Source organism: Streptomyces sp. NPDC058291, from assembly GCF_042880855.1.
In the GTDB taxonomy this organism is placed as follows: Bacteria; Actinomycetota; Actinomycetes; order Streptomycetales; family Streptomycetaceae; genus Streptomyces.
In genome coordinates this window covers 26,511-45,422 of sequence record NZ_JBHVYK010000024.1, presented here as the reverse complement: position 1 = coordinate 45,422, position 18,912 = coordinate 26,511, and the positions used below count along the sequence as shown (strand labels likewise).

Annotated in this window: 16 protein-coding genes and 5 pseudogenes; 9 read left to right on the top strand and 12 right to left on the bottom strand. The window is 70.9% G+C overall.

The genetic code is table 11. From position 1 onward, the window contains the following. Nucleotides 1-734: 734 nt before the first annotated feature. Nucleotides 735-968, top strand: a pseudogene (locus tag ACFVYK_RS15135) (transposase); the annotation flags it as partial. 330 nt (nt 969-1,298) lie between these two features. On the opposite strand, the gene ACFVYK_RS15130 reads toward ACFVYK_RS15135, so the two are convergent. The 8 genes and pseudogenes from ACFVYK_RS15130 to ACFVYK_RS15095 form a co-directional block, all read right to left on the bottom strand. Beyond that, nucleotides 1,299-1,838 (bottom strand): aldehyde dehydrogenase family protein, encoded by a 540-nt coding sequence (locus tag ACFVYK_RS15130; RefSeq protein WP_389773389.1) that lies wholly within the window; start codon nt 1,836-1,838, stop codon nt 1,299-1,301. Between the two features lie 67 nt (nt 1,839-1,905). Further along, nucleotides 1,906-3,681 carry an asparagine synthetase B family protein gene (locus ACFVYK_RS15125; RefSeq protein WP_389773386.1) on the bottom strand — a complete coding sequence of 592 codons (1,776 nt, stop codon included), beginning with the start codon at nt 3,679-3,681 and terminating at the stop codon, nt 1,906-1,908. A gap of 129 nt (nt 3,682-3,810) precedes the next feature. Then, on the bottom strand, nt 3,811-4,326 hold the full coding sequence (locus tag ACFVYK_RS15120; RefSeq protein ID WP_389773383.1) for a hypothetical protein: 516 nt from the start codon (nt 4,324-4,326) through the stop codon (nt 3,811-3,813). A gap of 58 nt (nt 4,327-4,384) precedes the next feature. Further along, nucleotides 4,385-5,248 carry a hypothetical protein gene (locus ACFVYK_RS15115; RefSeq protein ID WP_389773380.1) on the bottom strand — a complete coding sequence of 288 codons (864 nt, stop codon included), beginning with the start codon at nt 5,246-5,248 and terminating at the stop codon, nt 4,385-4,387. Nucleotides 5,249-5,403: 155 nt separating this feature from the next. Further along, complete coding sequence (locus ACFVYK_RS15110) at nt 5,404-6,492, bottom strand: hypothetical protein (protein ID WP_389773377.1); 1,089 nt, start codon at nt 6,490-6,492, stop codon at nt 5,404-5,406. Then, the gene (locus ACFVYK_RS15105) at nt 6,489-7,574 is read right to left on the bottom strand and encodes a hypothetical protein (protein WP_389773375.1); all 1,086 of its coding nucleotides are present in this window, start codon (nt 7,572-7,574) and stop codon (nt 6,489-6,491) included. The genes ACFVYK_RS15110 and ACFVYK_RS15105 overlap by 4 nt, the downstream gene beginning before the upstream one ends. Continuing rightward, on the bottom strand, nt 7,571-8,257 hold the full coding sequence (locus ACFVYK_RS15100) for a cupin domain-containing protein (protein WP_389773372.1): 687 nt from the start codon (nt 8,255-8,257) through the stop codon (nt 7,571-7,573). Before ACFVYK_RS15100 ends, ACFVYK_RS15105 begins: the two co-directional genes overlap by 4 nt. Nucleotides 8,258-8,624: 367 nt before the next feature. Continuing rightward, nucleotides 8,625-9,508 (bottom strand): annotated as a pseudogene (locus ACFVYK_RS15095) (IS701 family transposase); the annotation flags it as partial. 327 nt (nt 9,509-9,835) lie between these two features. Between ACFVYK_RS15095 and ACFVYK_RS15090 the strand changes: the two are divergent. Continuing rightward, nucleotides 9,836-10,039 (top strand): cold-shock protein, encoded by a 204-nt coding sequence (locus tag ACFVYK_RS15090; RefSeq protein ID WP_215030177.1) that lies wholly within the window; start codon nt 9,836-9,838, stop codon nt 10,037-10,039. Between the two features lie 130 nt (nt 10,040-10,169). Here the strand turns inward: ACFVYK_RS15090 and ACFVYK_RS15085 are convergent. Further along, nucleotides 10,170-10,355 (bottom strand): annotated as a pseudogene (locus ACFVYK_RS15085) (IS5/IS1182 family transposase); the annotation flags it as partial. Nucleotides 10,356-10,512: 157 nt separating this feature from the next. On the opposite strand from ACFVYK_RS15085, the pseudogene ACFVYK_RS15080 reads away from it, so the two are divergent. Beyond that, nucleotides 10,513-10,681, top strand: a pseudogene (locus ACFVYK_RS15080) (NAD(P)-dependent oxidoreductase); the annotation flags it as partial. A gap of 24 nt (nt 10,682-10,705) precedes the next feature. On the opposite strand, the gene ACFVYK_RS15075 reads toward ACFVYK_RS15080, so the two are convergent. Then, nucleotides 10,706-11,146: a carboxymuconolactone decarboxylase family protein gene (locus tag ACFVYK_RS15075; RefSeq protein WP_389773369.1), complete on the bottom strand. Its 441-nt coding sequence runs from the start codon at nt 11,144-11,146 to the stop codon at nt 10,706-10,708. Next, complete coding sequence (locus ACFVYK_RS15070; RefSeq protein WP_389773366.1) at nt 11,143-11,808, bottom strand: class II aldolase/adducin family protein; 666 nt, start codon at nt 11,806-11,808, stop codon at nt 11,143-11,145. Before ACFVYK_RS15070 ends, ACFVYK_RS15075 begins: the two co-directional genes overlap by 4 nt. A gap of 139 nt (nt 11,809-11,947) precedes the next feature. Here ACFVYK_RS15070 and ACFVYK_RS15065 point away from each other — a divergent pair, with 139 nt between their 5' ends. The 6 genes and pseudogenes from ACFVYK_RS15065 (at nt 11,948) to ACFVYK_RS15040 (ending at nt 18,227) form a co-directional block, all read left to right on the top strand. Next, nucleotides 11,948-12,337 carry a MerR family transcriptional regulator gene (locus ACFVYK_RS15065; protein ID WP_389773363.1) on the top strand — a complete coding sequence of 130 codons (390 nt, stop codon included), beginning with the start codon at nt 11,948-11,950 and terminating at the stop codon, nt 12,335-12,337. 766 nt (nt 12,338-13,103) lie between these two features. Beyond that, nucleotides 13,104-14,534 carry a glycoside hydrolase family 43 protein gene (locus tag ACFVYK_RS15060; RefSeq protein WP_389773361.1) on the top strand — a complete coding sequence of 477 codons (1,431 nt, stop codon included), beginning with the start codon at nt 13,104-13,106 and terminating at the stop codon, nt 14,532-14,534. Between the two features lie 489 nt (nt 14,535-15,023). Continuing rightward, nucleotides 15,024-16,523, top strand: coding sequence for an arabinofuranosidase catalytic domain-containing protein (locus tag ACFVYK_RS15055; RefSeq protein WP_389773358.1), 1,500 nt, complete (start codon nt 15,024-15,026; stop codon nt 16,521-16,523). A 472-nt stretch (nt 16,524-16,995) separates the two neighbouring features. Then, complete coding sequence (locus ACFVYK_RS15050) at nt 16,996-17,115, top strand: hypothetical protein (protein ID WP_389773355.1); 120 nt, start codon at nt 16,996-16,998, stop codon at nt 17,113-17,115. Beyond that, nucleotides 17,084-17,485, top strand: a pseudogene (locus ACFVYK_RS15045) (ATP-binding protein). The gene ACFVYK_RS15050 and the pseudogene ACFVYK_RS15045 overlap by 32 nt, the downstream one beginning before the upstream one ends. 94 nt (nt 17,486-17,579) lie before the next feature. Further along, nucleotides 17,580-18,227, top strand: a complete 648-nt coding sequence (locus ACFVYK_RS15040; protein WP_389773352.1) for a hypothetical protein — start codon at nt 17,580-17,582, stop codon at nt 18,225-18,227. A gap of 186 nt (nt 18,228-18,413) precedes the next feature. On the opposite strand, the gene ACFVYK_RS15035 is transcribed toward ACFVYK_RS15040, so the two are convergent. Then, nucleotides 18,414-18,770: a MerR family transcriptional regulator gene (locus ACFVYK_RS15035; RefSeq protein ID WP_097289521.1), complete on the bottom strand. Its 357-nt coding sequence runs from the start codon at nt 18,768-18,770 to the stop codon at nt 18,414-18,416. Nucleotides 18,771-18,912 lie beyond the last annotated feature (142 nt).

Here is an 18,912-nt window from a genome sequence, read left to right as displayed (position 1 = left end):
GCCCGCCGCCGTCGGGCGGAGGCGTGTCGCCGTCGACCGTGCCTCCAGCGTCGACCGCGTCAATCCTGGAGAAGGGCGCGGCGGAGCTGGACGCGGCCCTGCGGGACGCCCAGCGCGCCCGCTCGACGGCGGGTGACCTCGCCGCCGTACCGGCAGGCTGAGAAGAACGGGGGGCGGCTCCGTGCGCGAAGGGCTGAGGTCCAGGAGTACACGGGGCCGCCACCCCGCCCGCGCGGGGTCGAGCGCCGTGCTGAGGTCTACCCACCCTTGGGGGGAGATGAGCGGCACGCCGCCCGCCCCCGCATCCTGCGCCGTCTGCGCACGAAGATGCTCGCAACCGACCGGCCAAGGGCGCGGGCGGCGCGGCTGCCCGGCCTGCCGTGCACGTTCGACGAGCCGTGCGGACCAAGGACGCACAACGGGGGAACCTCGCGTTTCCAGCTCCGGCCAAAGTCCGCGAGCGGCCGACAGGTCGACGGCCACCGCGCAGCCGCCACTCACCGCCTGCGCGGTGTCGTCGACGGCGTGCAGGTCGCCGTCGGAGGGTGCCCCAGGCGGCACCGCCAAGAACAGCGGCTCCGTAACCGAGAGCTGGCTCTGGTCCACTTCCGTGGTCACTTACGCAGTGTGACAGTCGCTCTTCGCCCCTCAGGGACGCGACAAAGACGACCGACCAGGAGCGGAACGAGACGATCAACTGCCTGGCCGGGGCGGAGCCGGTGGCGGGTGCGGGGATGCCAGGGGTCCAGCGGCTGCGGTTCTTCCTGTCCGAGTCGCCCTGGGAGGCCGAGCGGGTCAACGACCGGCGGCTTGAGCTGCTGCGTGAGGAGCCGGCGACGGCTCCGCACGACGGCGGGGTCCTCGTAATCGACGACTCCGGGGGCCGCAAGGACGACACGGCGACCGCGCACGTGGGCCGGCAGCGGCTGGGCCGGCTGGGAAAGACGGACAACGGCATCGTCACGGTGACCACGGTGTGGACCGACGGCCGCGTGTACTACCCGCTGCACGCGACGCCCTACACCCCCGCCCACCACTTCACCCGCGGCCGCTCCGACCCGGCCTTCCGACGAAACCGCAGCTGTCCGCCGCGATCGCGGCCTGCGAGACGGCGGCCGTCGCCGACGCACTGCTGGACCCGGCCATGGCCGAGCTGGCGTGGGCCGACAGCGGCGCCGGCCGGCCGCGGGCGCTGCCCGCCGACCAGGCGTACCGCCGCCGGCCGGCCGCGGGCGCTGCCCGCCGACCAGGCGTACCGCCGCCGGCTCGGCGAGCGGGTCGGGCGGGGGTGGCTGGGGCTACTGACCGCGACCGGCCACGGCGGCCCGACGGGCACCGTCATCCGCCTGCGCCGCAGGACCGGCGGGCCGCCCGGATACGACAACGATCCGTGGTGGCTGCGCCAGGAACACCAGAGCGCGACCATGGGCGTGCGCACCCAGCTCTCGTGGCCCTCGACGAAGGGTTCCGGCGGCCGGCGCGGACTGGGCGCGGACGGCGGAGGCGTAGCACCGCGGGAGGTCGGCGGCCCGCTCCACCTCGCCCGCGGTCTCGCTGTCGGGTTTGCCGGTCCCGGCCATCTCCCGCACGGCGCACGCGGCGGTGTTCTCCGTCACCCGCGCCGCCAGCCGTTCCAGTCGGCGGGCGCGTTCCCGGGGTGTCAGGGCGCGCCAGGCTGGCGCCGCCGCGCGGGCCGCGCCGACCGCGGACCGAATCCCCTCCTCCCGTGTGACAGGGGCGGTACCACGGACCCGGCCGGTGCGGGGGTCGACGAGAGTGGTCTTCACGGTGCGCTTGCCTCCACGGCTGGTTCTCGCCGCACGCCGAGCGGTCGGCATGGCTGCGGGGTCATGGGCCGTACGTCCGTCGCGGTTGCGGACGGTACAACCGTGAGGGTTCCGGCGGTCACAGGTCGTACGCCCGCAACCACAGCTCCAGGGTGAGGACCAGCCACAGCTTGCCGCCCTGGCGCGGCAGCAGCGTGCCCTCGCCGCGCATCCAGGTGCGGACGGTGGCGGGCCGGAACAGCCCCCGCTGCCGGGCCGCGCGCCCGAGCAGCAGGTCGCCGCCCAGTTCGCGCAGCGGGCCGCTCAGCCACTGCTGCACCGGGACCCGCATCCCGCTCTTGGGCCGGTCCACCACGGTGGCGGGCAGCAGATCGCGTACGGCCTCCTTCAGCACCAACTTCTCGGCCGTGCCCCGCAGTTTGAGGGCGGGAGGGGTGGCGAAGGCGTGGTCGACGACGCGCCGGTCGAAGAGGGGGGCGCGGCCCTGGAGCCCCTGGGAGGCGGTGAGCCGTTCGACCTTGGTGAGGATGTGGTGGGCGCCCTTGGTCCGCAGATTGCAGTGCAGCAGTTGGTCGAGCAGGTGGGTCATCCGGTCCGGGCCGGTGAGGTAGGGCTCGACGAAGCGCTGCGGGGCCGGGGCGGAGTCCAACGCGGCGAGCGCGTCGGGGGTAAGCAGGTCGGGCAGGTCGGTCCAGCACTTGCGGTAGGAGCGCAGATAGGCGGTGGCCCGGTCCTCGTACCAGGGCGCGTCTGCCGCCCCCGGCGCCCCGGCGTGCATCTCCTGGACCAGCATCGGCAGGTTCTTCGGACCACCGAACACGGGGTCTCCGCCCTCCCCGTTGAGGACGATCCCGAGCCCGTCCCCCGCGACTGCCTCCGCGAGCATCAGGTTGGGTACGGTCAGCGGGTCGCCGACCGGGCTGTCGAGCAGGGCGGCGGCCTCGGCGAGCCGAGCCGCGACCGCCGAACCGGACACGGTCAGCACCCGGTGCCGGGTGTGGCAGTGGGCGGCGACGAGCCCGGAGTAACCCAGTTCGTTGGGGAATTCGCCGCCGAAACTGATGGAGTAGGTGTGCACGGGGTGACTGTGCAGCTTCGCGGCGAGCGCGGTGACGAGAGAGCTGTCGACGCCCCCGGACAGCAGGATCGCGACGGCTTCGGCCTCGGGCAGCCGGCGTGCGGTCGCCTCTTCGAGCAGGGCGCGAAGCGTCAGGGCGTACGTGTCATCGGGTCGTGGGCCGCCCGGCTCGCCGTGGCCCTCCTGCGGTTCCCAGTACACCTGTTGGCTGAGGGGCCCGTCGACCGCCAGCCGCACCACCCGTCCGGGCAGCACTTCGCGCACGCCCTCCAGCAGCGTCTCCTCGCCCGGCAGGTAGGCGAAGGTGAGGAAGGAGCGCACGGCGGAGAGGTTCATCCGGGTGCCCAGTGCGGGCCAGCGGCGCAGGGCGCGCAGGGAGGTGGCGGCGGCCCAGGTGTCGCCGGCGCGGGCGTAGAAGAGGGTGCGGGCGCCGACGTGGTCGCGGATCAGCACCAGGTCGCGGCCGTCGAGGACGGCGAGCGCGAACATGCCCTCGGCGAGCGCGACGCCCGGTGCGCCGAGCCGGGCCCACAGCCGCAGCAGCACCTCTCCGTCGCCGCAGCCGTGCGGGGCGGGGGCGCCGGCCGTGACGAGCGCGGTGAGCAGGTCGGCGCGGTTGTGCAGGGTGACCTCGCCGACGGCGCGCATTCCGGACGCCTCGAACGGCCCCTCGGCGTGCCCGGGTTCGTCGGGCAGCAGTGCCAGTCCCGGCGCGAGAGGCGGGGCCCCCATGGCGGTGAGGTGGGCGTCGGCGGCCGCAGGCCGAACGTCGGGGTGGCCGGGATCCGGGCCGAGACAGACGCAGAAGCGTGCCATGGAGCGAGGGAGTCCTTTCGTCGTTGTGTCCGGCTGCGCCCGCGCGCTCTTCGGGGAGGTGGACCGTGCGGGTACGTGCGTCATGGTGTGTACGCGGCGCCCCGGTCCGGACCGCCGCGACGCACGCGGTCAGCCGAAGTCGTCGTCGCTCCAGCCGTCTTCGCCATCGCTCCAGTCGCCGCCGTCCCAGTCGTCCCCTCCGCCGTCCCCGCCGCCGTCGCCGCCCGAGGCGGACGAGCTCTGGGCCTGCTGGCGCAGTTCTTCCTCCTCCTCCGGCGTCAGATGTGCGGGCGGCAACTGAGCGGCGGTGATCGCGAGTCCGGTGACGCCGAGGCCGACGAGGATCGCTCCCATCCGGCCGCCGAACGACGTCCGGTTGATCATCACGGTGTCGCCGCCGCCCCACAGCGTCCGGCCGTAGCCGATGTCCCGCCCGTAGGTCACGGTGCCGTCGGCGAGCAGCCGCTTGACGATCCGGTCCCCGAGCAGTTCGTCGGTGCCCGCGCCGCCCCGGTCGTCGTGCCAGTCCACCACGCCACCGGGGCCGCGGCGGCGCCATTCCTGACGGCCGTCCTCGTAGGTGCGGTGGACGCTGCCGTCGGCGAGCAATTCGTCGGTGTAGCCGATTTCGCGGGGGCGGATCATGCTCATCGGTCCTCGGGTCTGCGGTGCTCGGGCATACGGTCCTCGGGTCGGCGTCCGATCATGCATCGGGCCAGGTCATGAACCCCGCGGTGCGCAGCTCGCGCAGTTCGCCCCAGACCGAGTGCCGGGACGGCCGGGGGCCGCGGGTCAGGCGCAGTACGGCGCGCAGGAGCCGGGCCGGCGCCACCGCGGCGACCTCCGCGAACCGGCCGCCCGCGAGCCAGGCGACCTCCTCGGGCCGCAGCCCCGGAGGCAGCGGGCCGAGTGGGGGGACGGGGCCGGGTGCGCGCCCGGTCACCAGGCGCAGGGTCCGGGCGTGCCGGGGCACAAGCCCGAGCGAGGCCACCCGTACTCCTGGCACCGGCCCCAGTTGCTGGCGCACCTGGGCGGGCAGGGTGACGCCGGTGGGGCTCGCGTCGTGCAGGACGTGCACAGTGGCGCCTTCGGCCCGCTCCAGCGCCGCCACCAGCCGGGGATCGAGTGGCAGGTCGTCGGCCGCGCTCAGGACGGGGCAGGCGGCCTCCAGGTGGACGTGGTTGGCCAGCAGCATCCAGGCGACGGAACGGTCCTGGCAGATCAGCATGCGCGGCAGCCCGTAGGCGTAGAGGTCGGCCTCGCGCGCGGGCCCGCCGATCGTCCGGGCGGCACGGCGCGGGGGCGGAAGGAGTCCGGCCGGCTCCAGTCCCCGCAGCGCCTCGGCGAAGCGGGGCAGCCTGAGGGGCGGGCGCGGGCTGTGCGGGAGGCGTCGCAGTGGCGCGGGAGTCGGCCTCAGGACGCGGCACGTCTCGTAGTACAGCTGCCGTTCGGTGTAACGGATCCCGCCGGGCAGGGCCGCGTGCCGGGCGGCGACGCCGATCGCCCGCTCCAGAACCATCCGCGAGACCGGGCGCAATGGCCCGGGCGGCTCGATGGGGGTAGGCATGTCAGCTTTCGTCCTTCCCGGGCGACGACTGCGACTGGTTCGGGAAACCGAACTCGGTGGTCCGCCCACGCGTCGGCGCCGCGCGCCGGACGGCGACCGCCGCGACAACGCTCGTGAAGACGGCGGCCGTGCGCGGCTCGACGAGGTGACGCATGTCAGATCCCCTCCAGCTCGGGCGGCTGCGGCCAGCTCAGGAATCCGAGCTCGGCGGCCCGCCGACGCGCCGGCTCCGGGGCGCTCCGGGCCCGCTCGACGCCTCGGGCGACGCACGCCTCCAGCAGGGCCGGGGGGACCGCGGCGACCGGACCGAGCCAGCCCAGTCGCAGCCATGCGGCGTCCTCCGGGGCGAGTCGTTCCATCCGCCGGAGCCAGTCGGCCCCGCCGGACCCGACACTCTCGGAGGGATCCTCATGGAGAACGACGGCCCTGCGGTTGCCCCGGACCGCCTTCACCGGCAGGCCCGCGTCCACGACCACCGCGTCGGGGCGGTTCGCGCGAACGTCGGCCAGCAGCTGGAAGCCGCGGGCGCTCGCGTCGTGCAGGACGACCACGGGCCCGGTGGGCGGCAGATCGGCGAGCCGGGCGGCGAGGGTCAGTCCCAGCCGGTGCGGGAAGTCGTTGACGGATAGGAAGACGCGTACCGCCCGGTCCGGGCACAGCAGCGCCACCGTCCGCTTCTGCCGGTCCCGATCCGCGGGCAGGAACGCGGCGTCGCCGGCTTTCTCCTCGTCCACGACGCCGGGCGGCAAACCGCCGTAGACCTCCACCCAACGCCCGAGCATCATGGTCCGGAAGGCGTGCGCGTACGGCACCACGCATGCGCCGGCCCGGCGGGCCGGCCTGCGTGGCCGCCCCCTCGCCATCAGGTACACGACGACGGCCGCCCCCACGCTGCCCCACCAGAGCAGTCCGGCGTGAGCGCTGTCCGGCAGCCGCACGGCGAGCGCCGCCAGTCCGGCGACGAGCACCACCGCAGCCGTGCGTCCCGCCCATGGTGAGCGACCGCTGCGCGGAGCCGCGTCCCAGGTGCGGTTCTCGGCCCGGGCCAGGTACCACAACTGGGTGAGGGTGACCGTGCGGCGGCCCTCATCGGTGTGGGTGCGGGCGATGCGCTCGATCCGCGTGTCGTGCATGCCGCGGCCGTGCACCTTGGGGTCGAGGGCGAAGGCCCGCTCGCAGTGGGAGCACACGCTGTTGGTGCGTTCCTTGCGCGGCAGGGAGGTCTGGCAGTGCGGGCAGATCATGTACCGCCTCCGCCGGGCCAGGTCATGAAGCCCAGGGAGGCGGCGCGCCGACGTTCCGGGTCGGTGGCCTCGCCGGCGCGCTCGACGGCTCGGGTGACGACCGCGAAAAGCTTGGCGGGCGGGACGGCGACCAGGGGCAGCCCCCAGCCCTTGGACAGGCGCTTCAGCTGGTCGGGGGGGTACTCCCCGCTGCGTCGCAGTATCTCCATGACAGCGTCGCCGGGCGGCTCGCCCCGTACGGGCACGGCGTTCGGACGGTCCCGCGCGGCGTCGGGCGGCAGTCCGAGGTCCACGACCCGGTGTCCGGGGTACGCCGCGCGCACGCGGTGGACGAGTGCGAGGCCGGCGGCGTCGGCGTCGTGGAGCACCAGGACCGTTCCCGGGCCCGACGGGTCGAGGGCGGCGGGCAGTCCGTCGGGCGTGGCGACCAGGCGCAGCCCGTGGCGGGCGGGCAGGTCGGCGGCATCCAGGAAGACGGCGACGGACGGGTCCGGGCAGAGCAGCACGGGCCCGCCGGACGCGGGCTCGGCTGCCGGTACCGCCGAACGGTCCCGGCCGATACGGGAGGTACGAGGGGCCGGCCGAGGTGAGGGATACCCCTTGTCGCTGATCACCCCCGGCGGGAGCGAGCCGTAGACGTCGTACCACTTCCGCATCAACTCGGTACGGAAGGACTCCCGGGAGACGCGGGGCCGGCCTCGCCTCCATCCCGACGCCCCCGCGATGAGGTAGCCGAGGGCGGTCACCAGGAGCAGACCCCCCAGCACCGCGGAGAGCACCACATCGCTGATCAGCCCGACGACGCCGAGGACGAGGCCGAACAGGGCGGCCACTTCGCCGCAGCCCGTCTCCACGGCGGTGTCCTGAAGCGACTTGCGGGACAGGGCGTACCACAACTGGCCGGTGGTGCAGCGCAGTCGGCCTTCCTCGGTGAGCTTGGCGGCGACGCGGCGGACACGGAGGTCGTTCAGGCGCAGGGGGTTGGTCTTGGGATCCAGTGCATACCTGCGGTCGCATTTGCCGCAGACGTTGCCGGGGCGTTCCTTGCGCAGCAGGGACTGTTCGCAGTGCGGACAGATCACGCGGGGCCCTCCAGCCGGTGGGCCAGCCGCCGCAGCCGGGCGGCCAGGCGTTCCTTGACGGTGGTGACACCCGCTCCCCGCAACCGCTGGACCCGCTCGATGTCACGCAGGGCGGCGGCCAGCGCCAGGTAGTCGGTGCGGGCAAGGGTGCTGGTGCCGGTGGAGCCGGGAGGCGCGACCATGCCGTCCGCCGGGCCCGCCGCCCTGCGGTCCGCCTCGGGGGCGGTGATCGCGTAGTCCTCGTGGTCGATGCCGTAGCCGGTGTTGGCGGCCAGAATGGTCAGCGGAGAAGTGTCCCGATTGGCGAAGGAGTGCGGCATCATCTCGGGGATTCTTATTAACTCGCCCGGTGTGAGCGGGACTTCCGTGACCCGGTCGCGGTCGGCGTCGTACAGGCCGCAGGACGCGTAGCCCAGGCTGAGGACGAAGTGCTCACCGCCGTGCGCGTGCGGGGTGAAGGCGCTGCGCGGGCCGACGACACCGAGCTTGACGGTGGCGTTGGAGGGACGCTCGGGCGAGGTGGCGGCGTCGCCCACCAGGTAGTGGGCGAACTGCCCGTCGTCGATGAACCGCAGGAGATCCCGCTCCGGACCGAGGTCGTGGGCGCCGTCCCGGTCAGCGAGGACGATCGAGCCGTCGGGCAGCAGCCGGTACAGCCGCACACCGCCCGGCAGGTCCCCCACCCCGCTCCGGCCCTTCCCGACGGCAGCCGTACCCGGCACGCATTCCTGAACATCACCGAACAAGAGTTCCTCCCCCCCATGCCCACCCCGGCAAGTACGCGAATGGTAAGGCGTTGATCGAGAACGCGGGGAGGGTCCGAACGCAACCTGCGGTGACACCGCGGTGAACCACGGGTTGACACGGCATACGGGCGAGGGAAACGGCATCGCGCTCTTCACCCCCATCGCGCGCCTCCCCACACCCCTGAGCGCCGGATGCGAATGGCCGATTCCTCACCCCGTAAGGGAGTTCGGTACCGCACGGGGGTATGCCTTGTGCGTCTGTGGGCGCGGGAGCGGGGAGGCCGGCACTGCGGCACGCCTTTCGTGGACGTCCGATACCTCTCCCTCGCGCCGGCCACGCACCGTGGCCGAAGCCGTTCTCCCACCAGATCCGGATCGACACCCGGGCCCAGTCGTAGAACCTGTGCCCGTGGGCGCCGGCCCCTGCCGACACGCCGCTTCCATGCCTGCCGCGGCAGGCCGGCCACCAAGGCGTCGACCCGGGCCTCGGCGCCACGGGTGGTGATGACGGTGTCGTTGACCTTGGTCGCCAGCACGTGCGCGACCGCGCGCTGCTCCAGCCAGTACCGCAGTCGCTTGACCTGCCCGTATGCCTCGTCTGCGGTCACCCACGCGAATGGCCTTCGCATCCAGGGCCCGCTGGAGCATGGCCTGGAAGTGCTCGATCTTCGTGGCGAACGGCACATCGTCCGGGACACCGACCGCCCGGCACCGCTCCCGGTCGTCCGTCCAGGACTTCGGCAGATACGACTCTCGGTCGATCAACACCCGCCCTCGCCGCGAGGCGTAGGCGAGGAAGGTGCCGATCTGGCAGTTCTCGGTGCGGCCGGCCGTTCCGGAGTACTGCCTCTGCGCCCCGGCCGAGCGGACTCCCTTTTTCAGGAACCCGGTGTCGTCACCGATCAGCACCGCGTCCTTGTCGCCGATGCTCTCGATGACGAAGTCACGGACGTCATCGCGGACCCCGTCGGCGTCCCAGTCCGCCTCGCCCAGCAGCCGCTGCATCCCGACCGGATGCGCCTCACCAGCGCGTTCCGCCAGCGACCAGCCGTTCTTACGCTCCAGCGGTGCCACCAGCCCGGCCATGTACTCCAGCGCCCGGCCCCGCGGCTCCGAGCGAGCAAACCGCGACGCGAACCGCGCGTGTGACCCGGCCAACGTCTCACGCCATGACTCGACTTGACGCACACCAAGATCCACAGACACCGGGGCACTCAATCACACCAAACCTCATAACTGTGATTGCAGTACTAGCCGAGCGGTGCCTCAGCCTCCTGCGCCGCGGCGGCCTGGCCCTCCCCCGGAAGGTGAGCTCTCCGCCACCCGTAAGGATGTCCTGATGGTGGGGCCGGGAGTGTGCGTGTAGCGTCGGTGGCAGCTGTCATGGTTCCGAAGTACCGGGCGTCCGTGAGCGCAACATTCATGGGCGATTTTTCTGTTTTCTCTGAGGACCAGGGCGATCACCTCCGGTTCCGCACGGTGCGGGACCGATTCCTAGTCCCCTTGGAGGACGACATGGCCACCGGAACCGTGAAGTGGTTCAACGCGGAAAAGGGCTTCGGCTTCATCGAGCAGGACGGCGGCGGCCCCGATGTCTTCGCTCACTACTCCAACATCGCCAGCTCTGGCTTCCGTGAGCTCCAAGAAGGCCAGAAGGTGAACTTCGACGTCACCCAGGGCCAGAAGGGCCCCCAGGCGGAGAACATCACCCCCGCCTGAGCTTGCAGCTCGACGGCGCCCGCCCCGCGATGCTCGCCGGGCGGGTGCCGCGCGTACGAAGACGGTGTCCTACGTGGTGAGGCGAACGGCCACGGCACGCATGTGCGGCGACCGTGGCCGGCTCGGGGGTGTCCTTCGGCTGCTCGGCGATGGTGTGGTCGCGGGTGGGGGCGCGGGTGCCGTCGACGATCAGTACCGTGTCCTTGCGGAACAGCTTGCGCTGCTTGAGCGCGAGCGCGGGTCCGCGGTGATCGATGATGCGGTCGGCGGCGGACTTGGACACCCCGAACAGCGGCGCCAGCTGGCGCAACTCCATCAGGATCGCGCCGTCGACCCGCCGCTCGCCCGAGCTTGCGCGGGTCCGGCCGGGCCGGCTCTGGTCACAGCAGGGACAGCGCCGCGAGAGCGGCTCTCGGTGCTGTACGCATAGTCTCCTTCTCAAGGGCGTTACGGTGTCGGCCCGTAGCGGCAGGGTCACCATGATGGGTGCGGCGGCCGACCATCGTCGAGACCAGCGTCTCGCTCGGCCTCGATCTCGCGCTCCCGCTGGTCGTCCGGTCTCCCTACCGGAGCGCGATCGAGGACGGACGCGGCGGCGACAACTGGACCCGCGTCATCGACGGCATCCGGGAACCGCGCTGACCGGCCGCGCCGGCACGAGGGATGTCAGAGGGCGGTGGTCGCCAGGAGGTCGATGACGATCTCCGTTCCCAGGGCGTACGCCGGGACGCCCGAGGTGATGAGGGCGGTCTCGGCGACTCCGATGAGGTCGGCGACGGTGGCGCCCGCGTGGAGCGCGCCCCGGGCGTGGATCCTGGCGGGGTGTTCCCGGCCGAGGGACAGGAGTTGCCCGTAGTGGACGAGCTGCTGGACGCGAGCGCCCAGCGGATTGTCGGTCAGCACGATGTGCCGCAGCGCCGCGAGTGCCTCTTCGGTGGGGAGCCGGTCGAAGTCCCGCGCCAGGCGCAGCCGGTCCTGCACGCCGCCCGGAACGCCTCCGAGGGTGGAGTGGTAGCGGGCGCGCACGGCCTCGGTGCGCCGGGCGAAGGCGTCATCGGTCGTCGCGTCGTCGGCCGTCGCCGCGACCGTCATCGCGTCGTCGGTCATGACGTGACCCGGGTGATCGAGGCGCGTACGGCGGCCAGGGCGCCCTCGGGGAAATCAACGGCTCCGCCGATCGCCGCCGCCGCGATCTCCGCCTCGGCGCTCTCCTCGATGGCCACCACCAGGTGGGCGGTCGCCGCCGAGTCCGGGCCGAACACGATCAGTCCATGGTTGGCCAGCAGGGCTGCCGATGTCGTGGGGCGCTGCTCCAGGACGTCGGCGATGCCCCGGACGGATACGTCGGACCCGCGTGGCCCCCAGGGCACCACTGGGACCTCCTCGGGCTGTCCGAAGCGCAGCATCGGCTCGGTCCGGCATGGCAGCGGCCGGTGCGCGACGGCGAAGGCAGTCGCGGAGGGCGAATGGGTGTGGATGACGGCGCCCACGTGCGGGCGGGCGCGGTAGACCGCGCTGTGCATGGCGATGATCTCGACGCTGACCGACCGTAGCTCCCCTTTCAGAATGCGCCCGTTGAGGTTGACGACCGCGAGGTCGCCGGGGCGGAGCCCGCGAACGAATCCCGGCGTCAACAGGAAGCTCTCGGCATCGAGCCGGGCGCTGAGGTTGGCATGCCCCGAGTGGGACATCACCCCCGCCGTGAAGAGCGCCTCCGCCGCCGCGACCAGCTCGTGCGCCCGCTCGTTCGCCGCCTGTACGGTTGCCATCCGGCACCTCCGAAGTCCACTGCCGGCGGCTCTCGATCGCCGCCGTGCTCGCACGTCCCACTCTTCAACTTAAACTCAGGTTCAAGTCAAGCGGCCGACGGCCGGACCGAGCAGGAACGGCAGGAGCGGCTACGTGCGCATGACCATCGGACAGCTCGCGGAGATCACCGGAGTACCGGCGTCGGCCATCCGGTTCTGGGAACGCCACGGCCTGCTGCCCGCGCCCGAGCGCCAGAGCGGGCAGCGGCGCTACCCGCCGGAGGCCGCGCAGCGGATCGTGGTGCTGCGCAAGTGCCAGCAGGCGGGGCTCACCCTGGCGGAGATCGGCGAGTTCCAGGAGGACCAACCGCGCAGGCAGGCGATGATCCGCGCCAAGATCGCCGAAGTCAAGCAGCGGATGATCGACCTCGACCACGCCCACCAGCTCCTGGTCCACGCCCTGCAGTGCGGCGAAGAGGACATCGTCAGCTGCACCAAGTTCCGCGAGCAGATGGCCGCCTGGGAAACGTCCGCCCCGACCTCACCGTAGTCGCGACCCACCAGTCCCCCGCCCACACCTTGCCGGGTACGAGCCCTTCCCGTGCCGGCCGAAGAAGAGGTCGCTGTCACCGGGCTCGAAAGCGGGCGAGAACGCGGTAGGCCGACGGAGTGTCGTCGTCCGCCGGGGCAGCCTCCCGCACCGCCCTTTCCTCTACCGCCCGCTTCACCTCCCGCCAGCGCTCCTCCCGCTACTCGGGATGGGCGTCCACCGCTGTCGCGTGCGCCGGGACGTCACCCAGTGAGGCCAGCTGTTCCCCGCCCGCAGCGTGGGACAGAGCGCTCGGCGAGTAGTGGGAGAGATCCCAGGCGGAGGGTGAAATGGCCCTTTTCGGGCCTGGCGTTTCGTGCGCCCGCAGAATATTCAGCAGCAGATCGGCCAGTTCCATTGACGCGCTCTTAGCCGAAACTTATCTTCTGGTCGAAGTTACGTACGGCGTTCGACTTGTCGAACGTCATGGCCGTCAAAGGGGACAGCCCGTGCATCGCACCCGTTACTGCTTCGCTCTCCTGGCTGCTCCGTCGGCCCTGGCTGCTCCACTCGGCACCCAGTCCGCCGCCGCCGCGTCACGGCTCCCCGCCATGTTCCAGCGAGAACTGCGTTTCTTCGGCCGTTGACCAGCCCAGCGCCCGAGCGCCCCAATGCGACGTTCCGCGTCATGCGACAGCAGGTTCTGTCCCCTGGCGCAAAAAACGGATTCACCCTCAATCCCGCCTTCAACGCGAGCATGGCACCCGTAGTACGAAAGGAGACACGCATGGCCAGGCTTCTCGGCCGGATGGCGGCGATATTCGTCACCGCCTGCCTGCTTCTCACCTCCCAGACGCTGACCGCACCCGAGCGGGCGGCTGCCGCCGACCCGGGCTACCTGATGGTGCACTTCACCGGTGAGGGGTCGACCAATCAGCAGATGTACCTCTCGCACAGCACGGACGGTCTGCACTGGAACGACCTCAACGGCGGCGGCATGGTCCTGCGCTCGACGGTCGGTACGAAGGGGGTGCGCGACCCCGCATTCGTGAGATCGCCTGGCAGCAAGTACTGGATCATCGCGACCGACCTGTGCATCGGCTGCGGGCAGGGATGGGGTGACTCCCAGACCAACGGCAGCCGCAACCTGGTGGTGTGGGAGTCCACCGACCTGGTCACGTGGTCGCAGCCGCGGCTCCTGAACGTCGCCGACGCGATCCCAGGCTCCGGTGACGCGTGGGCGCCCGAGGCGATCTGGGACCCGGCGAGCAATGACTACGTCCTGTACTGGGCGACGAACGCGCCGCTGAACGGCGTGACGAAGCACCGCATCTACTACGCCCACACGACGGACTTCCGCACCATCACCACCCCGCAGGTATACATCGACCGGCCCGGCACTCAGGGCATCATCGACACCCAGATCATCGAGGTGCCGTCCGGCGTGGGCAACTACCGCTACGTTCGGGCCTCCGGCGACGGCCAGATCACTCTTGAAGGCAGCAACTCGATCCTGGGGACATGGACCACCCTCGGCGACCTGTCCGGCGTCGGCCTCAGTGGCTCTCAGGTCGAGGGCCCTATGTGGATGAAGTTCAACGGCAGCGACAAGTGGGCCCTCTTCCTCGACCAGTACGCCACCGGCGGCGGTTACATGCCCGTCCTGACGACCGACCCGTCCAACCCGGCCGCCTACCAGAAGCAGGCGTCGACGAGCTACAACATGGGCGGCACCAAGAAGCGCCACGGCTGGATCATGAACCTGACGGCCGCCGAGGAGAGCCGCGTTCTCGCACGCTGGCCCAACACGACGGCCAACCGGCTCGAGTCGTACAACTTCCAGGACCGGTACGTGAGGCACACAAACTTCGACGTGCGCATCGACCAGAACGTCAGTACCAGCCAGGACTCCCAGTTCCGGATGCGGACCGGCCTGGCGGGCACCGGCACCGTCTCCTTCGAGTCGGTGAACTTCCCCGGCTACTTCCTGCGGCACTCCGCGTTCGACTTCCAGCTCGTCTACAACGACGGCACCGCCGGGTTCGCCGCGGACGCCAGCTTCCGCCAGGTCGCCGGACTCGCCGACGCGACCTGGTCGTCGTTCCAGTCGTACAACTACCCCGACCGGTACATCCGCCACTACGCGTACGAACTCAAGCTCGAGCCGATCTCCACGGCGACGGGGCGCGGCGACGCCACCTTCCGTGTGACGGGCTGACCCGACAGGAACTGTGAGCGCACACATTTCGGTAGGCCGATCGCTCTGATTGGTCTTTTGATTCGTGACCACGTGTCAGGGATCCAAAATCGGCACCCACTTTTGCCTCCGTCACCCATAGCGGAGCCGGGTGGCCGCCGACCGAGCACCGGATTGAAGCGAGCGCATGACGTTACTTTCCACACTCTTGACTGTTCGACTGTGTTGCCTGCAGTTCACCGCGGCGTAAAAAGATGCTGTCGCGACAACCGGTCGATCAGTCACCAACCACGTGAGAGCGGCGCGGAACACAACACCGCGGTGTAGCTCCAGCAGTGCGAACCGACAGGCCGACCCTACCCCCGTGTCCATACAGCTCGTATGAGTGGCGGCATCCGAGACGCCGCCCTTGTTAGCGCTCACAATCCACCGCTGTGCGGTCGACGTCCCCCTGCTCCCTGCGCACGCGGCGTCGCGCCGAGCGAGAACCCAAGACGGAAGAGGTTCACAGTGATAGGCAGACACCTGAGAGGGATTCGGCTGAGGGTGGTGGGCGCGGTTCTCGCCCTGCTCGCCGGCATCCTGACCGGATTCGTCAGCGCCGCAGGAACGGCTCAGGCCGCCTCGTCCCTGCCGTGCGACATCTACGCCTCCGCGGGGACGCCCTGCGCCGCGGCGCACAGCACCACGCGGGCCCTCTACACCTCCTACAACGGCGCTCTCTACCAGGTGAAGCGCGCCTCGGACGGCGCCACCACCAACATCGGACTGCTGACCGCCGGCGGTTACGCGAACGCGGCGGCGCAGGACTCCTTCTGCTCCGCCACGACCTGTGTCATCACGAAGATTTACGACCAGAGCTCGAACCACAACGACCTGACCATCGAGGGGCCGGGAGGCAACGGCGGACAGGACGTCGGTGCCATCGCCAATGCCCTGCCGGTCACGGTCGGCGGCCACGCGGCCTACGGCATCTTCGTATCGGCCGGCGTCGGCTACCGCGACAACAGCACCACAGGCATCGCCACCGGAAGCAAGCCGGAGGGCGCGTACATGGTGACCAGCGGCCACCACGTGAACAACCGGTGCTGCTTCGACTACGGCAATGCCGAGACATCCGGGAACGACACCGGCAACGGTCACATGGATGCGATCAACTTCGGTACCGAGTGTTGGTTCTCGTGTTCCGGTGCCGGGTCGGGCCCCTGGGTCGAGGCGGACCTGGAGAACGGGCTCTTCTTCGGAGGGAACGGCTCGAACGCGAACAACAAGGGCAACTCCAGCGAGTACGTCACCGCCATGGAGAAAAACAACGGCACGACCACCTATGCGATCAAGGGCGGCAACGCCCAGTCGGGTTCACTGAGCACCTGGTACAACGGCGCCCTGCCCAACCTCGGCGGATACACCCCCATGCACCTGGAGGGCGCCATCGTCCTCGGCACCGGCGGCGACAACAGCAACGGGTCCGACGGCTCCTTCTTCGAAGGCGTCATGACCTCCGGCTACCCCACCGACGCCGCTGACAACGCTGTACAGGCCAACATCACCTCCGTCGGATACACCACCCCGTCGGCCGCCTTCCCCGTCGCAGGCACTGCCTACCGCCTGACCAACACCAACTCCGGCAAGGTCCTGGACGCAGTGAACTGCGGCACGGCCAACGGGACGTCGATCGACATCTGGTCCTCGCTCGGCAACGCCTGCCAGCAGTGGAAGTTCTCCAGCGCAGGCAACGGCCACTACACCATCACCAACGTCAACAGTGGCACGGTCCTGGACGACAAGAACTGTGGGCAGAGCAACGGAACCGCCGTCCAGCTGTGGTCCTCCCTCGGCAATACCTGCCAGCAATGGGACGTCACCAAGGCCGGCAGCCACTACACCATCACCAACGTCAACAACGGCATGACGCTGGACGTCGCGAATTGCGGAACGGCCAACGGCACCGCAGTCCGACAGTGGCAGCAGCTCGACAACACATGCCAGCAGTGGGACATCGCCCCCTGACTGAACCCACCAGGTCACCACCGACGGCGGGCGAGCGCTGCGGCACCGAGGGCGGTGCCGCAGCGCTCGTTCTCCGCCGGGGAGGCCGTTCCCATAAGCGGTGACCGCCGTGGGCTCCACCGGGGACAGCGACTGTCCGCATTGTGGGGGCGGTTTCCTGGGCGGCTGGTGAGCTGTGCCCTGCCTGGGTCAGTCGGCGGTGGCTGAGGGAGGAGTCGGCCGAGCATGTCGTGGGTGTCCGGATCGATGGTGTGGATGCGGGTGGCGTCGGCGCCGCGGGTGAGGATGACGCGGTAGGTGCCCAGGGCGTCTGCGAGGCGTCGGTGATCCGCCGCTCGTCAGGGGCACGCAGGGCGCCTTGGGCTGTCCGGTACTTCTGACGGCGCACGACGCACTACCGCACAGCACGTGGCTCGAACGCCGAGAACGGGCCATGTACCGAACAGCTGAGCCGAAGCCCGTGATCCGTCGCATGGCCGAGGAACTCGGCGTGCATCACGAGGCCCTGCGAGGTTGGATCTGCCAGGCCGAGGCCGACGCCGGCGAGCGCGACGACCTTCTTGCCACTGAGGACAAGGAAGAGCTCGCCTAGCTGCGGCGCGAGGTGCGGGAACTGTGTCGGGCGAATGGGGGCGCCGTCCGCACGCGCGATGGACCTGACCCAGCTGGTGGTCAGCGAGCTGGTCACCAACGCCCGCAAGTACGCCCCCGGGCCCGTGCTGATGGAACTGCGCGTTACGGGCGCCGTGGTGGAAGTGGTCGTGTGGGACAGCGATCCGGTCCTGCTGGTGGCCCGCGCCGCCGATGCGGGCCGGGTGGGGCAGCACCACGGCCTGGAGATCGTCATGGCCGTCTGCCAGGGCTTCGAGGTCCAGCGGTAGCCGGTCGGCAAACGCGTCACCGCCCGCATCGCCCTGCCGGACGACCTGGGCGGGGACGTCACCGGACGCCGCCCCCAGTAGGAGACGGCACTGTTCGCTGGCCCCCGCTGTCGTGCCCGGCGGTTTGCCGTGAAGCGGCGGGCTGCCGGGGGGGTGGGGTCGGCGTGGAGAGATCGTGCTCGTTGTCTACGACGCGCACACGGAAGTCGCCCGCCACGAGCGGCTGATCGCCAAGGGCGGCTCCCGCCTGGAGCTGGACCACTGCCTGGAGGCGCTGGTCCGCAAGCCCGGCGCGCTGCCCGGGGCGACCGCGCTGGACCAGGCCCGCTCGGCGGGCAAGTTCACCCCGGTCCACGACGCCTGGTGGCAGGCGGCCTGCACCGCCCACGGCGACGCGGAGGGCACCCGGGCGCTCATCTCCGTCCTGCTGCTGCACCGGCACATGGTCCACGAGCACGCGGTGGCCAGGATCGCGACCGCGCTGCGGGCCGGTGCGCTGACCGCCGACGCGGTCGCCCTGGAGGCCCGCAAGTGGGGCGAGGCCGACCAGGGCGCCGAACAGCCGGCCGACCAGGACGCCCCCGCGCCTGACCGGCACCGACTCCTACCGGCTGGCCGCCACCCGCGCCCGCGCCGAACAGAAGGCCTCCGCGGTCGCCGCGGGCTGCAGAAGGCGGCGCCGTCCTACGGGGCCGGGCACGGCGGCACCCTTCTCCAGTCCTCTACTTGCCGGGCAGCACCGTGCGGTCAGGCGTCGAATCGCTTCTCCTTTTATCCAGTGCTGTCAAGTGTCTCTACAGGTCAACGGGTTGAAACGATGTAAGGCAAGTCAGGCATGTACGAGTGGGCTTCGCTCGGCCGAAACCGTGGAGGCGTTGATCGTCCATGGCGGGTACAGGGGGGTGGCAGTGGCGCTCACGGACCCGATCGGGTGGGGAGACCTGTTCACGCGCGATGTCGCCCGGCAGATGCCGGATAGGCCGGGGCCCCACCCCTCGCGACGGGTTGATCAGTCCTGCGCCACGTTCGCCGCGGTCACATTCTCGATCACGCGGCCGAGTTTGGTCTTGGCCCGGGTCAGGTCCTGGATGCGTGCGGCGATGCGGTCGCGTTCGATGATGAGCTGGTCGAGCATGGCGGGGGTCGCGACGCCGGTGCTCACGCACGGCAGGAGTTCGACGACGGTACGGCTGGAGAGGCCGGCCGCGAAGAGGTCCTGGATGAGCTGGACCCGCTCCAGGGCTTCGTCGGGATAGTCACGCTGCCCACCGGGCGTCCGCGCCGATTCCAGGAGCCGCTGTTCCTCGTAGTAGCGCAGGGCCCGCACGCTGACCCCTGACCGCCTGGCGAGCTGTCCGATGCGCATGACGCAGGTCACTCCCTTCCCGCTCGTACCTCACGTTGACGTCAGCTTTAGGCTAGCAATACCGGCTCCGGCGGCAGCCCTGGGGGCCGATCGAACCGTTGCCGGCGCCGAGATTGATCATGACCCGGTGGCGGACCCGAGG

Coding starts and splice junctions, on each gene's coding strand:
- ACFVYK_RS15130 (WP_389773389.1), bottom strand. CDS start 1,838: ATGCCGACCGCTCGGCGTGCGGCGAGAACCAGCCGTGGAGGCAAGCGC.
- ACFVYK_RS15125 (WP_389773386.1), bottom strand. CDS start 3,681: ATGGCACGCTTCTGCGTCTGTCTCGGCCCGGATCCCGGCCACCCCGAC.
- ACFVYK_RS15120 (WP_389773383.1), bottom strand. CDS start 4,326: ATGATCCGCCCCCGCGAAATCGGCTACACCGACGAATTGCTCGCCGAC.
- ACFVYK_RS15115 (WP_389773380.1), bottom strand. CDS start 5,248: ATGCCTACCCCCATCGAGCCGCCCGGGCCATTGCGCCCGGTCTCGCGG.
- ACFVYK_RS15110 (WP_389773377.1), bottom strand. CDS start 6,492: ATGATCTGCCCGCACTGCCAGACCTCCCTGCCGCGCAAGGAACGCACC.
- ACFVYK_RS15090 (WP_215030177.1), top strand. CDS start 9,836: ATGGCCACCGGAACCGTGAAGTGGTTCAACGCGGAAAAGGGCTTCGGC.
- ACFVYK_RS15075 (WP_389773369.1), bottom strand. CDS start 11,146: ATGACCGACGACGCGATGACGGTCGCGGCGACGGCCGACGACGCGACG.
- ACFVYK_RS15070 (WP_389773366.1), bottom strand. CDS start 11,808: ATGGCAACCGTACAGGCGGCGAACGAGCGGGCGCACGAGCTGGTCGCG.
- ACFVYK_RS15065 (WP_389773363.1), top strand. CDS start 11,948: ATGACCATCGGACAGCTCGCGGAGATCACCGGAGTACCGGCGTCGGCC.
- ACFVYK_RS15060 (WP_389773361.1), top strand. CDS start 13,104: ATGGCCAGGCTTCTCGGCCGGATGGCGGCGATATTCGTCACCGCCTGC.
- ACFVYK_RS15050 (WP_389773355.1), top strand. CDS start 16,996: ATGGCCGAGGAACTCGGCGTGCATCACGAGGCCCTGCGAGGTTGGATC.
- ACFVYK_RS15035 (WP_097289521.1), bottom strand. CDS start 18,770: ATGCGCATCGGACAGCTCGCCAGGCGGTCAGGGGTCAGCGTGCGGGCC.